This window comes from Mycobacterium sp. NBC_00419 (genome assembly GCF_036023875.1).
GTDB lineage: Bacteria > Actinomycetota > Actinomycetes > Mycobacteriales > Mycobacteriaceae > Mycobacterium.
Map to the genome: position 1 here is coordinate 994,329 of NZ_CP107931.1, position 13,522 is coordinate 1,007,850.

11 protein-coding genes are annotated in these 13,522 nt (G+C 67.1%); 2 read left to right on the top strand and 9 right to left on the bottom strand.

Annotation, left to right across the window (positions count from 1 at the left end; genetic code table 11):
* Nucleotides 1-14 precede the first annotated feature (14 nt).
* Nucleotides 15-761 carry an enoyl-CoA hydratase gene (locus OG976_RS04635; protein WP_328358512.1) on the top strand — a complete coding sequence of 249 codons (747 nt, stop codon included), beginning with the start codon at nt 15-17 and terminating at the stop codon, nt 759-761.
* Between the two features lie 3 nt (nt 762-764).
* On the opposite strand, the gene OG976_RS04640 is transcribed toward OG976_RS04635, so the two are convergent.
* Nucleotides 765-2,048 (bottom strand): HNH endonuclease, encoded by a 1,284-nt coding sequence (locus OG976_RS04640; RefSeq protein WP_328358515.1) that lies wholly within the window; start codon nt 2,046-2,048, stop codon nt 765-767.
* Between the two features lie 44 nt (nt 2,049-2,092).
* On the opposite strand from OG976_RS04640, the gene OG976_RS04645 reads away from it, so the two are divergent.
* Nucleotides 2,093-4,168: an Ig-like domain-containing protein gene (locus OG976_RS04645; RefSeq protein ID WP_328358518.1), complete on the top strand. Its 2,076-nt coding sequence runs from the start codon at nt 2,093-2,095 to the stop codon at nt 4,166-4,168.
* Here OG976_RS04645 and OG976_RS04650 read toward each other — a convergent pair.
* The 8 genes from OG976_RS04650 to OG976_RS04685 all read right to left on the bottom strand — a co-directional run bounded on the left by OG976_RS04650 (nt 4,165) and on the right by OG976_RS04685 (nt 13,428).
* Entirely contained in the window at nt 4,165-5,265 is a 1,101-nt protein-coding gene (locus tag OG976_RS04650; protein WP_328358521.1) for a dihydrolipoamide acetyltransferase family protein, read from the bottom strand. The two genes, OG976_RS04645 and OG976_RS04650, sit on opposite strands and share 4 nt — an antisense overlap.
* Complete coding sequence (locus OG976_RS04655; RefSeq protein ID WP_328358524.1) at nt 5,262-6,278, bottom strand: alpha-ketoacid dehydrogenase subunit beta; 1,017 nt, start codon at nt 6,276-6,278, stop codon at nt 5,262-5,264. Before OG976_RS04655 ends, OG976_RS04650 begins: the two co-directional genes overlap by 4 nt.
* A gap of 1 nt (nt 6,279) precedes the next feature.
* Entirely contained in the window at nt 6,280-7,332 is a 1,053-nt protein-coding gene (gene pdhA / locus OG976_RS04660; RefSeq protein WP_328358527.1) for a pyruvate dehydrogenase (acetyl-transferring) E1 component subunit alpha, read from the bottom strand.
* A gap of 104 nt (nt 7,333-7,436) precedes the next feature.
* Nucleotides 7,437-8,255: an HpcH/HpaI aldolase/citrate lyase family protein gene (locus OG976_RS04665; RefSeq protein ID WP_328358530.1), complete on the bottom strand. Its 819-nt coding sequence runs from the start codon at nt 8,253-8,255 to the stop codon at nt 7,437-7,439.
* Nucleotides 8,255-8,734, bottom strand: a complete 480-nt coding sequence (locus tag OG976_RS04670) for a MaoC family dehydratase (protein ID WP_328358533.1) — start codon at nt 8,732-8,734, stop codon at nt 8,255-8,257. The genes OG976_RS04665 and OG976_RS04670 overlap by 1 nt, the downstream gene beginning before the upstream one ends.
* On the bottom strand, nt 8,731-9,894 hold the full coding sequence (locus OG976_RS04675; protein ID WP_328358536.1) for an acyl-CoA dehydrogenase family protein: 1,164 nt from the start codon (nt 9,892-9,894) through the stop codon (nt 8,731-8,733). The genes OG976_RS04670 and OG976_RS04675 overlap by 4 nt, the downstream gene beginning before the upstream one ends.
* Entirely contained in the window at nt 9,887-11,875 is a 1,989-nt protein-coding gene (locus tag OG976_RS04680) for an acetyl/propionyl/methylcrotonyl-CoA carboxylase subunit alpha (protein ID WP_328358538.1), read from the bottom strand. The genes OG976_RS04675 and OG976_RS04680 overlap by 8 nt, the downstream gene beginning before the upstream one ends.
* A gap of 2 nt (nt 11,876-11,877) precedes the next feature.
* Complete coding sequence (locus tag OG976_RS04685) at nt 11,878-13,428, bottom strand: carboxyl transferase domain-containing protein (protein WP_328358540.1); 1,551 nt, start codon at nt 13,426-13,428, stop codon at nt 11,878-11,880.
* Between the last annotated feature and the right edge of the window lie 94 nt (nt 13,429-13,522).

Genomic DNA, 13,522 nt, shown 5'->3' on the forward strand with positions numbered 1-13,522 from the left:
CGTGGAGGTTCGCAATGTCTGACCTGGTGCTTTACGAGGTGCGCGACCGCGTCGCGCTGATCACCGTCAACGATCCGGATCGCCGCAACGCGGTCACCGATGCGATGTCCGAGCAGCTGCGGGCCGCGGTCGAGGCCGCCGAAGCCGAGGCCCACGCCGTCGTGGTCACCGGCGCCGGCAAGGCGTTCTGCGCCGGAGCGGACCTGTCGGCTCTCGGGGCGGCCGCCCGCGAGGGCCTGGAGCGGATCTACGCCGGCTTCATGGCGGTCGGACGGTGCACGCTGCCGACCATCGCCGCGGTGAACGGCGCCGCCGTGGGGGCAGGCCTGAACCTCGCCCTGGCCGCCGACATCCGCATCGCCGGACCGCATGCCTTGTTCGATCCGCGGTTCCAGAAACTGGGCATCCATCCCGGCGGCGGGGCGACCTGGATGCTGCAGCGCGCTGTCGGCCCTCAGGTGGCACGCGCCGCGCTGCTGTTCGGGATGCGATTCGACGCCGAAGCCGCCGTGCGACACGGGCTGGCCCTGGAGGTCGCCGACGATCCTGTTGCGGCCGCACTCGAACTGGCCGCCGGCCCGGCGTCGGCGCCGCGCGATGTGGTGCTGTCCACCAAGGCGTCGATGCGTGCCACGGCGATTCCCGGATTCCTCGACACCGAGCACCACGAGGCCGCCAAGAACATCGAACTCGGACCGCAGGCAACCTCGATCGAGGCCCCCGAGTTCAAGGCCCGGCTGGCCGCCGCTCAGCGGCGTTGACCGTCAAGCGGCGATGACTTTGAGGAGCTCGCCGTTGAGGTAGATCTCGGCGGAGCTGCGCGGGATCTTCGGTGTGCCGGGTACCGGTGGTGCCACGCAGTGGTAGTGCGTGCCGGTCGGGGTGATGATCTCCACTGTGTGTCTGCCGTTCTCATCGGGTCCGGCAATGACTCGCCAGCCTTGGGCTTCTTTGGTGTAGTTGCAGGCCTCGCACAACCCAGCCCCATTGCCGCCACTGGTGACACCACCAGCCCGATGAGGCTGCACGTGATCGGTGTGGCGGATCGGGGCATCGCAATACGGGGTGCGACACCGTTGATCACGCAGCGCGATGAAGGTGGCCAGGGCTTTAGGGAAGCGCCGGGCCCGCGACTCCATCGCCACCAACGCCCCACTGCCGGGGCGGGCATACAGCCGGCGCAGCGTCGCCCGCGACTTCGGATCACCGACCGCATCCAGGACCATCTTCTGCGCCACCGCCGAGGGCACCGGCCCGTAGCCGGCGATCACCGCCGCCCCCTGCGCCACTCCGAGCAGGGCCTGATCGGAGATCACCACACTGACCGCCACCGGAACCGGTTGATCAGCAGGCCGACCGGTCACCCTCTCCACCAACGCATCAGCCATCACCTGACCCCGCGAACGCCCATCACAACAGACATCGGCCTGGCGTTTGAGGGCCGCGAACACCGAGACGCCCTGGGCCACCGGCAACAACGCCGTCAGATACGTCATGGTGTCCGGTGCCGGCCGGATCGTCACGGTGCGTTCGCCGGGGGCCTTGGCCGCCCGATCGACCACCGCGTGGGGATCCAGTCGATAGGCAATCGCCTTGGCCGCGGCCACCAACGCTGCATCTCCGAGCCCCTCGAGCGTGGCCGGATCGGAACACAACTCGACATCCAGGCGGCGACGATCCTCGAGGTCCAGGCAGGCGGACTCGCGCACCACCAGCGTGGCCCGCCACTCCGAGAGCACCCCGGTCTCCAACGCCGCCAACGTGTGCGGCATCTCCAACACCAGGGCCTTGGCCAACCCCAGATGCCGCCCACCCCGCGCCGGGGAATCCCGCCGCGCCAACGCCACCTCGCTCGCCACACCCCGACCGCGCTTCGCCGCCGGCACCCCCGCCGCCGCCTCCGCCGCACGACGCGAGACATCCAACGCGACCGCCAACCGCGCCTGACCCGCCGCCGCGGCCGCCTTCAACCGCTCCAACTCAGCAATACGCTCCACGAGCGCCGACTCCCCGGCACCGGTGTCGATCTCCAACAATGATTCGCACATGTGTTCGATAGTAAATGACCCGGGTGACAACTTAGAGTCCGCTTGTGACGCAGACCACACCAACCCGTTCTAGCCGCTATATCGGACGGGTCGGGGCGCTCGCCTTCGCACTCGGAGTCGGAGTGGCGATCGCCACCAACACCGGAATCGCGGCCGCCGACACCGGGAGTTCGACGGGACACTCCGCGCGGCAATCCACCAAGGCGTCCGACAACCAGACCTCATCCAAGCGCACGCGCGTCATGCAGGTGACCGCCCGCCCGAGCGCCGCCGTCGCCAGCCCACGCCGCCCCGTCGTCCCAAAGAGTGCGACATCGCTGACCGATCTCGTTGGCTATGCGAGGAGAGAAGTCGAACAGGCCCAGACCACGACCCAACCCAGCCCAAGTATCGGCAACACCTTCTTCGCCCAGACCCCTGTGCTCGCCTACAACGCCGCGCAGAACGTCCAGGCCGCCGACGGGACGATCACCGGAACACTCAACGCCTCTCAGGCCAACGGCTACGCACTCACCTACACCGTGTCCGGCGCCCAGAAGGGCGCCGTCGATATCCATCCCGACGGGACGTTCACCTACTCCCCCGACCCGGACTTCACGACACTCGGTGGAACCGACACGTTCACCGTCGTCGCCGACGACAGACCCGGCAACGCACTGCATTGGCATGGGCTGGCAACGCTTTTCGCGCCCAACGGCGGGGCCACCGCCACCCAGCAGGTGACCGTTCTGCAGAACCCGGGAAGCACACTTCCGACCACTGTGCTCGCCACCACCGATCAGCTGCAGGCTGAGCAGCTCGTCGCCCAGATCGCGAACTCGCCGATCATGCAGTTGGCCAAGGTCATCCTCAAAGCGGGGTGGTGGCTGGCCGCCCAGAAGAACTTCGCCGCTGTGGGCGGCCCGGATCAAGCCAACTTGGACCAGCTGGACCAGGCCGTCAACGAGTACGCCAATCAGGCGGCCATCGAAGTGCTCCTGCTGAACTCGAACAGTCCGAAGGTCCTGCAGCAGGTCAATCCGCCGCACGATTGGTATCTGCAGAGTTTCTCGGGTGCGCGGATCTGGTACGACAACCCCGACACGATCTACCGCTTCGTCGGGGTGAACACCGCCTCGAAGTACGTCATCACCGGGCGCTTCGACGGATCGCTACCGGCCGACACCAACTTCAGCGTGCTCACCGGATTGAGCGGGGCGACCGCGGACAACCTCAACGGCAGAGATCTTGTCCTCGAGCCGGATGGTTCGTTCAGCATCACCGTCGATTCCACGCCCACCGCACCGGGCCAGACCAACCATCTGTACCTGCCGCCCGGCACCACACTCATCACTACCCGAAACACGTTGGCGGACTGGAACACCGAGGAACCGATGAGTCTGTCGATCCTGCGTGTCAGCGGACCACCGGACAGTCTGTTCAGCCAGATCGGCGGCTTCGCCATCCCGGGCATCGGACCATTGGTCTCGTCTAACCCGCTTCTGACACAGTTGGTCTCGCTGATTCCCCCACTTCCTGCACCGCGTCTCCTGCAGTCGGTGGAGGCGGCCACGATCATGCTCCTGCTCGGTATCAGCGGCGAGAACACCTACATGTCGCTGGCGACGACCGATGCGGTCACTGGTCAGCCCAAGCAGCCGAACGTCTTCACCGACCCCTCCCGCCAAGCCTCCTTCCTCGCAACGCAATTGCAGAGCACCGGGTACTTCCAACTCACCGACGACGAGACCCTCGTCCTGACGATTGATCCGGGTCGGGCGCGCTACTTCAGCGTTCCCATCACCAATGACTGGACCATCACCAACAACTATTGGGACGATCAGACCAGCATGAACGTGAGCCAGGCCGTCGCCAACGGCGACGGGACCTACACGATCGTGGTCTCGCCGACCGATCCCGGCTTCGCCAACTGGGTGTCCACCGGCGGGCTGAATCAGGGGACGATCGCGATCCGTTTCCAGGACTTCGATCCCAACAACACCACCGACCCGACGGTGAGCTCAACCGTGGTGCCGATCAGCCAGCTCAACCTGCCGGCGATCCCGTACGACCGGCAGGCTCAGATCGCGGCGCGCCAGCTCGGCTACAGCAAGCGCTATTGGCCGTATCCGCAGGCCTAACAATCCAATAGCGCCGTCTCCGGCGCTTCGATCAGAGCACGCAGGTCGGTCAGGAACGCCGCGACCTGCGCGCCGTCGGCAACCCGATGGTCGAAGGCGCACGTCAACGTCATCGTGGGGCGGGCCACTACCTCGTCGTCGACCACCACCGCACGTGGCCGCAATGAGCCGACACCCACTATCGCGGCCTCGGGATAGTTGATGACCGGCACTCCTTCGTCGAGGCCCAGGGCGCCGAAATTCGACACCGTGAACGTCGAATTGCCCAACTCCGCCGGTGTGAGACGGCCCGTTCGCGCCTTGTCGATGAGCTGTTCGACAGCGCTCGCGAGCTGGCGTGTGGTCAGGGTGTGCGCATCCGCGATCACCGGGACCACCAAGCCACGCTCGGAGGCCACTGCGATCCCCAGCCGGACATCGGGGTGCAGTCGAATCTGCGCGCCACCATCACTGTCCACCCAGGTCGCGTTGAGCAACCGATGTCTACCCAACGCGATGAGCAGCATCCGCAAGGTCAGCACGAACGGCGTCACCTCCAGCCGGTCGCGCAACCGCAGCAGCGCCGCGCAGTCCACCTGCACGCTGGCGTGTGCATCGGGAATCCGGCTGCGCGACAACGACATCTGCGTCGCCATCCGCGCCCGAACACCCTGCACTGCAATATCTTCAGCGCCACTGGCGGCTTCGACGTCGGCACGGGTGACGATCCCGTCGGCACCCGATCCCGGCGCCAGGCTCGTCAGGTCGACGGCCAGATCCGCCGCCAGCTTGCGCACCTTGGGCGCTGCCCGCACCCGCCTGCTGCGATCCATGCCGTTGTCGGTGCCGTAGCCAACGAGGACCGGCGTGCGCGGCTCGGGTGCGCCGGTGTCGATGCGGACCAACAGCGTTCCCACGGCCAGGGTTTCGCCTTCAGCGCCGCCGAGGGCGAGGATGCGGCCCGAGTAGGGGCTGGGTATCTCCACCTCAGCCTTGTTGGTCTCGACGGTGCACAGGGTCTGGTTGAGTTCGACCACATCCCCGACCGACACGGCCCACCCGGTGATCGTGGCGTCCTGCAAGCCTTCGCCGAGGTCGGGTACCAGGAAATCGCTCATGGCCGTCGCATCACTTTCTCGACGCAGTCCAGCAGCCGGTCGACGCCGGGCAGCCACACTTTCTCCATCCGGGCCGGCGGGTACGGGGTGTCGAATCCGGTGGCCCGCAGCACCGGAGCTTCCAGGTCGTAGAACAGTTCCTCGGAGATGCGGGCGGCCAGCTCGGCCCCGAAGCCCAACGTCCGCGGGCCCTCGTGCATGATCACGGCGCGACCCGTCTTGGTCACCGAGGCCGCCACGGTGTCAAAGTCCAACGGGTTCAACGAACGCAGGTCGATCACTTCGAGATCGGGCTCGGCGATCTCCGCGGCACCGAGTGCGGTGGCGACGAGTCCGCCGTAGGTCAGCACCGTGACATCGGCGCCCACCCGGCGGACCGCGGCGCGCCCGATCGGGGGTGCCGGCTCGAGGAGGTCGACGGCTTCGCGGCCCCAGTAGCGGCGTTTGGGTTCCAGGTAGATGACCGGGTCACGCGCCGCGATCGCATGGCGCAGCAGCCAGTAGGCGTCCGATGGCGTGGAGGGCACCACCACTTTCAGCCCCGCCGTGTGCGTCCAATACGTCTCGGTGGACTCCGAGTGGTGTTCCACCGCGCCGATACCGCCGAACGACGGGATGCGCACCGTGACCGGCATGTCCACCGCGCCCCTGGTGCGGGTGCGGTACTTGGCGAGGTGGCTGACCATCTGGTCGAACGCCGGGTAGGAGAAGCCGTCGAACTGGATCTCGGGTACCGGGACGAACCCGCGGATGGCCAGGCCGATTGCCATTCCGATGATCGCCGATTCGGCGAGCGGGGTGTCGAAACACCTTTGTGTTCCGAAGGTTTCGGTCAGGCCCTCGGTGATGCGGAAGACCCCGCCGAGCTGGGCCACGTCCTCGCCGAAGACCAAGACGCGATCGTCGGCGGCCATCGCATCGTGCAGTGCACGGTTGATCGCCTGCGCCATGGTCAGGGTGGTGACCTCGGGCAAGGTGCTGAAGAATGCCGGGGGTTCGATGATCTGGGTCATCTCAGTTCTCCTTCGCCATCTCGGCCAGCAGTTGCGCGCGCTGGGCGGCCATCAGCGGCGTGGGTTCGGCGTAGACGACGTCGAAGAGCTCCCCGACGTCCGGGTCGGGCGCGTCGACCACCGCGGTGCGCAGCTCGGCCCGCAGCCGCGCCGAGCGGGCGGCCACCCGATGTTCCAGCCGCTCATCGAGCAGGCCGAGACGCTCGAGGTAGATGCGGTAGCGGGTGATCGGATCACGGGTCGCCCACAGGGCGAGTTCTTCTTCCGGGCGGTAGCGCGCGGCGTCATCGGAGGTGGTGTGCGGACTCATCCGATAGGTGATGGCCTCGATCAGGGTCGGCCCGCCGCCGGTGCGGGCACGGGCGGCCGCCTCGCTCATCACCTGGTAGCAGGCTAGGACGTCGTTGCCGTCGACGATGACGCCCGGCATCCCGTATCCGGCGGCGCGGTCGGCGATCGACGGGCCGGCATACTGCCTGCTGGCCGGAACCGAGATCGCCCATTGGTTGTTCTGGACGAAGAACACGCACGGCGCGTTCTCGACGGCGGCCAGGTTCATGGCCTCGTGGGTATCGCCTTCGCTGGTGGCGCCGTCACCGAGGAACGCCACCGTGACGGTCGTCTCGCCGAGTCGCTGCGCGGCCATCGCGGCACCGACGGCATGGGGGGCGTGGGTGGCGATGGGGATCGTAATCGGCGCACAGCATTTCGCCGTGAAGTCGAGGCCACCGTGCCAGGATCCTCGCCACACCGCCGCGACCTGCCCCGGTGCGATACCGCGCACCAGGAAGACGCCGAGTTCACGAAATTGCGGGAACAGCCAGTCGGTCTTGCGCAGGCACGCTGCGGCACCGACCTGGGCGGCCTCCTGACCGCGACACGAGGCGTAGAGGGCCAGCTCGCCCTGACGCTGCAGGTTGACGAACTCGCCGTCGAGGTCGCGGGTCAGGACGAGGTGTTCGTAAAGCCAGGCCAAGGTTTCTGGCGGCAGCCGGTAGTCGGAGTCCGCCGTAGCGGTTCCGTCGGGTGCGATGAACTGCACCAACTGACCCATGCCGCCTCCTTGTGGCCACGCGGACGGCATGTTCGGCCGTCACGACCTCAGGTCTGCTCAGTGCGGAGGCGGTCAGAGCAAAATCCGTTGTGGCGGAGTGCCAGCTAACGGCCGGGATCGGGCGAGAGCTGGACGATACGCTCTGCTCGCCGCAGCACCGGGGCATCTACCATTATGCCCTCGTACTGGAACACACCGCGCTCATCGCGCGCCGCCTCCAATACGTGTCGCGCCCAACGTACTTGCTCGGCGGTGGGATGGTAGGCCTTCCGTATCTCGGCAATCTGGCTAGGGTGGATCGCCACCTTCGCATCGAATCCGACGGCGACGGCGTCATCGGCCTCGCCGCGCAGCCCGTCGAGGTTCTTGATGTCGAGGAACACCGAGTCCAGCGCGAGCTTTCCGTAGGCCTTGGCGGCCAGCAGGCTCTGCGAGCGCACGTGGCGGGCCACCTCGCGATAGCTGCCGTCCGGGTAGCGGTTGTCGGTGCCGCCGAGGACCGCGAACAAGTCCTCGGCGCCCCACATCACCGCGTAAGCGTTGTCGACCCGGGCGGTCTCGGTGACTACGAGTGCACCGAGTGGCGTCTCGACGAGGATCACCACGTCAAGCGGGGCCAGCGCGGCGACCTGCTCGGCCGATTCGGTTTTGGCCAGCATCACGGTGGTGTACGGGGTTCGGGCTAGGGCCTCGAGGTCTCGCGCATGATCGGCTGTCGTCGACGGGTTGATGCGCACGACGGTGCGACCCGGGTCCAGCAGGGTGGTCACCAGCGCCTCACGCGCGGCCTCACGGTCCTTGGCCGCGACCCCGTCCTCAAGATCAAGAATGACGACATCGGCTGCAGCCAAGGCTTTTTCGAACCGTTCGGGGCGATCGGCGGGACAGAACAGCCAGGCCGGCCCGGGTTCGGTGAGCGCCATCAGGCGGGCCTCTTACGGACCATCGTCTTGCGGGCAGCCGTCGCGACAACGTCGCCGTGCTGGTTGCGCCCGGTGTGCGCGAAGGTCACGATGCCTTCGCCGGGGCGGCTTTTGGACTCTCGCTTGTCGGTGATGATGGTCTCCGCGTAGAGGGTGTCGCCGTGGAACAGCGGCTTGGGAAAGGCGATCTCGCTGAACCCGAGGTTGCCGACGATGGTGCCCTGCGTCAGCTGCGCCACCGACAGGCCGACGAGGGTCGAGAGCGTGAACATCGAATTGACCAGTCGCTGATGGAACGGCGGCAGCGCATCGGAGAATGCGGCGTCCAGATGCAACGCCTGGGTGTTCATCGTCAGCGTGGTGAACAGCACGTTGTCGGCCTCGGTGATGGTGCGACCGGGGCGATGCAGGTAGCGCACGCCGAGTTCGAATTCCTCGAACCACAGCCCGCGCTGTTCGACGATCCTCTCCTCGGTCATGACACACCCAGTTCCCGGGCGATCAGCATGAGCTGGACTTCGGTTGTGCCTTCGCCGATTTCGAGGATCTTGCTGTCGCGGTAGTGGCGGGCGACGGGATACTCGTTCATGAAGCCGTAGCCGCCATGGATCTGGGTGGCGTCGCGCGCGTTGTCCATCGCGGCCTCACTGGCGACGAGTTTGGCGATGGCGGCTTCCTTCTTGAACGGCTTGCCCGCGAGCATCAGCGCGGCGGCGTCGTAGTAGGCGGTGCGGGCGACGTGGGCGCGCGCCTCCATCCGGGCGATCTTGAATTCGATGGCCTGGTAGCGCCCAATCGGCTGGCCGAAGGCCGAGCGTTCCTTGGCGTACTTGACGCTTTCGTCGACGCATCCCTGCGCCGCACCCGTCGATAGCGCGGCGATCGCGATCCGGCCCTCGTCGAGGATGCGCAGGAAGTTGGCATAGCCGCGGCCGCGTTCACCGAGCAGGTTCTCTTCGGGCACCCGGACGTCCTGGAAGGTCAGCGGATGGGTGTCCGAGGCATTCCAGCCGACCTTGTCGTAGGCCGGTTCGGCGGTGAATCCCGCAGTGGGAACCGGAACCAGGATCGAGGAGATCTCGCGGCGATCACCGACGGTTCCGGTGACCGCGGTGACGGTGACCAGCTTGGTGATGTCGGTGCCCGAGTTGGTGATGAACTGCTTGGAGCCATTAATAACCCAGGTTGACCCATCCAACCGGGCGGTGGTCTTGGTGGCACCGGCATCGGTGCCGCCACCGGCCTCGGTGAGCCCGAATGCACCCAGCGACTGCCCGCTGGTCAACTGCGGCAACCATTCCCGCTTCTGCGCCTCGGTGCCGAACCGGTAGACCGGCATCGCGCCGAGCGACACCCCGGCCTCCAGGGTGATGGCCACGCTCTGATCGACCTTGCCGAGTTCCTCCAGGGCGAGGCACAGGGCGAAGTAGTCGCCGCCCATGCCGCCGTACTCTTCGGGGAACGGCAGGCCGAACAGGCCCATGTCGGCCATCCCGGCGACGACCTCGTAGGGGAAGGAATGTTCGGCGTCGTGTTTGGCCGCCACCGGGGCGACGACATTGCGCGCGAAGTCACGCACCGTCTTGGCCAGTTGCTGATACTCGTCGGGAAGCGTTCCCGTGGACAGGAAGTCACTCATCGGACGTGGCTTTCTCTTGTGTGGTGGCTGTGATCGTGGCGAGCAGCTGACCCACCTTCACCTGGTCGCCGACGGCGACCAGAAGTCCTACGACGCCGTCGACCGGGGCCGTCAGCGAATGCTCCATCTTCATCGCTTCGACGGCGACCACGACCGTCCCCGCGGTCACGGTGTCTCCATCGGAGACGTTCACGGCGACAACGGAACCGGGCATGGGGCTGAGCAGCTCGGCATCCCCGCTGTGGGCATCGTCGGCACGAACCGGCGCTTCGCGAATCTCCTCGAGCATGACGGTCCGGCCCGCACCGGCAAGCCAGATCTGCTGGCCGTCGACGGCGACGGTGTAGGTGGCACGCAGACCGTCGATGGTCACCGTGAGCCCATCGCCGTGCAGTTCGGCTGCCAGTGTGACGCTTTCGCCGCTCTCGACGCGGGCGGTGGCGGCCGTGGGGCTGCCGGTGATGTGCACGTGTTCGGTGCGCGCGCCGCAGCGCAACCGGATGCTGGTGGGTGCCGGCTCCCCCAGGCGCCAGCCGGTCGGCACGTCCCAGAGGTCAGCCCCGGCATCGGACCACAGCCGCAACCACCGATACGCGGCCGCCGCGATGAGGATTTCGTCGCCAGCCGGTTGCACGGTGAACGTCAGCCGATCGATCAGCCCGGTGTCGAGCCGGCCCGCGGCCACGTCGTCGTCGGCCAGCAGGAATCGCAGAAACTCGACGTTGGTGCCCACGCCCAGCACCGCGGTTTCCGATAGGGCCTGATCCAGGGTGTGCAGCGCGGTCGAGCGGTCAGCGCCGTACGCGATCACTTTGGACAGCATCGGGTCGTAGTCGCTGCCGATCGTCATGCCCGGCGCCAGGCCCGAATCCACCCGCACGTGTACGCCGGAAGCTTCCCGCAACCCCAGCACCGGCCCGCCGGTCGGCAGGAAGCCGGCAGCGGGATCCTCGGCGTACACCCGGGCCTCGATGGCGTGGCCGGTCATGGTGATGTCGGCCTGGCGGGCGGGCAGCTTCTGCCCCGCTGCGATGCGGACCTGCCACTCGACCAGATCCCAACCGGTGACGAGTTCAGTCACCGGATGCTCGACCTGCAGCCGGGTGTTCATCTCCAGGAAGAAGAACTCGTCGGGCCGGTCAGCGGAGACAATGAACTCGACAGTGCCGGCGCCGCGGTAGTCGACGCTTCGGGCGGTGTCGCAGGCCGCGGCGCCGATGCGTGCACGGGTGGCCTCGTCCAGCAGTGGCGAGGGGGCTTCCTCGATGACCTTCTGGTGGCGGCGCTGCAGGCTGCACTCCCGTTCACCGAAGTGCAGCACGGTGCCGAAGTTGTCGGCGAGCACCTGAACCTCGATGTGCCTGGGCCGCAACACGAATCGTTCGAGGAACAGGGTGTCGTCGCCGAATGCCGCGGCCGACTCGCGGCGGGAGCCAACCAGCGCGGCGGGCAGGTCGGCGGGATCGTCGACGCGGCGCATCCCCTTGCCGCCGCCGCCCGCGGACGGTTTGACCAGGATCGGAAACCCGATGTCCTGCGCAGCGGCGATGAGGTCGGCATCGGTGAGTCCGGGCCGGGCGATCCCGGGCACCACCGGCACCCCGAACGCCGACACCGCCGCCTTGGACGCGATCTTGTCGCCCATGGTGCCGATGGCGCCGCTGGGCGGCCCGATGAACGTGAGGCCCGCGCGTTCCAGCGCGGCAGCGAAATCGGAATTCTCCGAGAGGAAGCCGTAGCCGGGGTGGACGGCCTGGGCGCCGGTTCGCAGCGCGGCACCGATCACCGCGTCGATGTCCAGATAGCTCTGCCGGGCCGGCGGCGGACCGATGCGGACGGCGATGTCAGCCTCGGCGACATGGCGCGCGCCCGCGTCGGCGTCGCTGTAGACCGCAACCGATTCGATGCCGATGGCCCGCAGGGTGCGCATGACCCGCACGGCGATCTCGCCCCTATTGGCGACAAGGACTCTGGTAAACATCGTCACATCCTGAAGACGCCGTAGGACACCGGTTCGACGGGAGCGTTGGCGGTGACCGAAAGCGCCAGCCCCAGAACAGTTCTGGTGTCAGCCGGATCGATCACACCGTCGTCCCACAATCGGGCGGTCGAATAGTACGGATTGCCCTGGTGCTCGTACTGGTCGCGGATCGGAGCCTTGAAGGCCTCTTCCTCCTCAGGCGTCATCTCACCGCGGACGGTGGCCAGCACCGAGGCTGCCTGCTCGCCGCCCATCACCGAGATGCGGGCGTTCGGCCACATCCACAGGAACCGTGGCGAATACGCGCGCCCGCACATCGAGTAGTTGCCGGCGCCATAGGAGCCGCCGATGACTACGGTGAGCTTGGGTACCCGCGCGCACGCGACCGCGGTGACCATTTTGGCGCCGTGCTTGGCGATGCCGCCGGCCTCGTAGTCGCGGCCGACCATGAAGCCGGTGATGTTCTGCAGGAATACCAGCGGGACCATCCGTTTGTCGCACAGTTCGATGAAATGTGCTCCCTTGACGGCGGATTCACCGAACAGCACGCCGTTGTTGGCGACGATACCCACCGGGTGGCCGTGGATGCGGGCGAAACCGGTCACCAGCGTGGTGCCGTACTCGGCCTTGAACTCGCTGAACTCGCCGCCGTCGACAATGCGAGTGATGACCTCACGCACGTCGTAGGGCACCCGGGCATCGACCGGCACGACGTCGTAGAGCTCGTGTTGGTCGGTGATGGGCTCAACGGTCGGACGGACCTCCCACGGTCGCTGCTCGCGTGGGCCCAATGTGTCGACGATGCGACGCACGATGCGCAGTGCGTCGCGGTCATCGTTGGCGAGATGGTCGGTGACGCCGGAGGTCTTGGAGTGCAGGTCGCCGCCGCCGAGCTCTTCGGCCGTCACCACCTCGCCGGTCGCGGCCTTCACCAGCGGTGGGCCGCCGAGGAAGATCGTGCCTTGGTTGCGCACGATGACGGCCTCGTCGCTCATCGCCGGAACGTAGGCGCCGCCGGCCGTGCACGATCCCAGCACCGCGGCGATCTGGGCGATGCCCGCGGCGCTCATGGTGGCCTGGTTGAAGAAGATGCGCCCGAAGTGGTCGCGGTCGGGGAACACCTCGTCCTGCCGCGGCAGGAACGCTCCGCCGGAGTCCACCAGGTAGATGCAGGGAAGCCGGTTCTGCCATGCGATTTCCTGGGCGCGCAGGTGCTTCTTGACCGTCACCGGGTAGTAGGTGCCGCCTTTGACCGTCGCGTCGTTGGCGACGATCATGCATTCGCGCCCGGCGACCCGGCCGATGCCGGTGATGATCCCGGCGCCCGGACATTCGTCGTCGTACATGCCGTCGGCGGCCAGCGGCGCAATCTCCAGCAGCGAGCTACCTGCGTCGAGCAGGCCGTCGACCCGGTCGCGCGGGAGCAGCTTTCCGCGGGACACATGGCGTTCGCGAGCCCGCTCAGATCCACCGAGCGCGGCAGCGGCCAGCTTGGCGCGCAGCTGCCCGACGAGTTGCGTGTGCGCCTCGCGGTTGGCGGCCGGTGAAGTCATCGTCGAAGTCCCGTCGCAATTGAGTTAATGACGACTAACTCGTGTTAGGTTAGTGAAGATTAACCGAAACGTCCAGACGTGTCCCGGAGGGTCC

Excerpts from the sequence above, each read along its gene's own strand:
- OG976_RS04635 (WP_328358512.1), top strand. The coding sequence starts at position 15 with ATGTCTGACCTGGTGCTTTACGAGGTGCGCGACCGCGTCGCGCTGATC.
- OG976_RS04640 (WP_328358515.1), bottom strand. The coding sequence starts at position 2,048 with ATGTGCGAATCATTGTTGGAGATCGACACCGGTGCCGGGGAGTCGGCG.
- OG976_RS04650 (WP_328358521.1), bottom strand. The coding sequence starts at position 5,265 with ATGAGCGATTTCCTGGTACCCGACCTCGGCGAAGGCTTGCAGGACGCC.
- OG976_RS04655 (WP_328358524.1), bottom strand. The coding sequence starts at position 6,278 with ATGACCCAGATCATCGAACCCCCGGCATTCTTCAGCACCTTGCCCGAG.
- pdhA (WP_328358527.1), bottom strand. The coding sequence starts at position 7,332 with ATGGGTCAGTTGGTGCAGTTCATCGCACCCGACGGAACCGCTACGGCG.
- OG976_RS04665 (WP_328358530.1), bottom strand. The coding sequence starts at position 8,255 with ATGGCGCTCACCGAACCCGGGCCGGCCTGGCTGTTCTGTCCCGCCGAT.
- OG976_RS04670 (WP_328358533.1), bottom strand. The coding sequence starts at position 8,734 with ATGACCGAGGAGAGGATCGTCGAACAGCGCGGGCTGTGGTTCGAGGAA.
- OG976_RS04675 (WP_328358536.1), bottom strand. The coding sequence starts at position 9,894 with ATGAGTGACTTCCTGTCCACGGGAACGCTTCCCGACGAGTATCAGCAA.
- OG976_RS04680 (WP_328358538.1), bottom strand. The coding sequence starts at position 11,875 with ATGTTTACCAGAGTCCTTGTCGCCAATAGGGGCGAGATCGCCGTGCGG.
- OG976_RS04685 (WP_328358540.1), bottom strand. The coding sequence starts at position 13,428 with ATGACTTCACCGGCCGCCAACCGCGAGGCGCACACGCAACTCGTCGGG.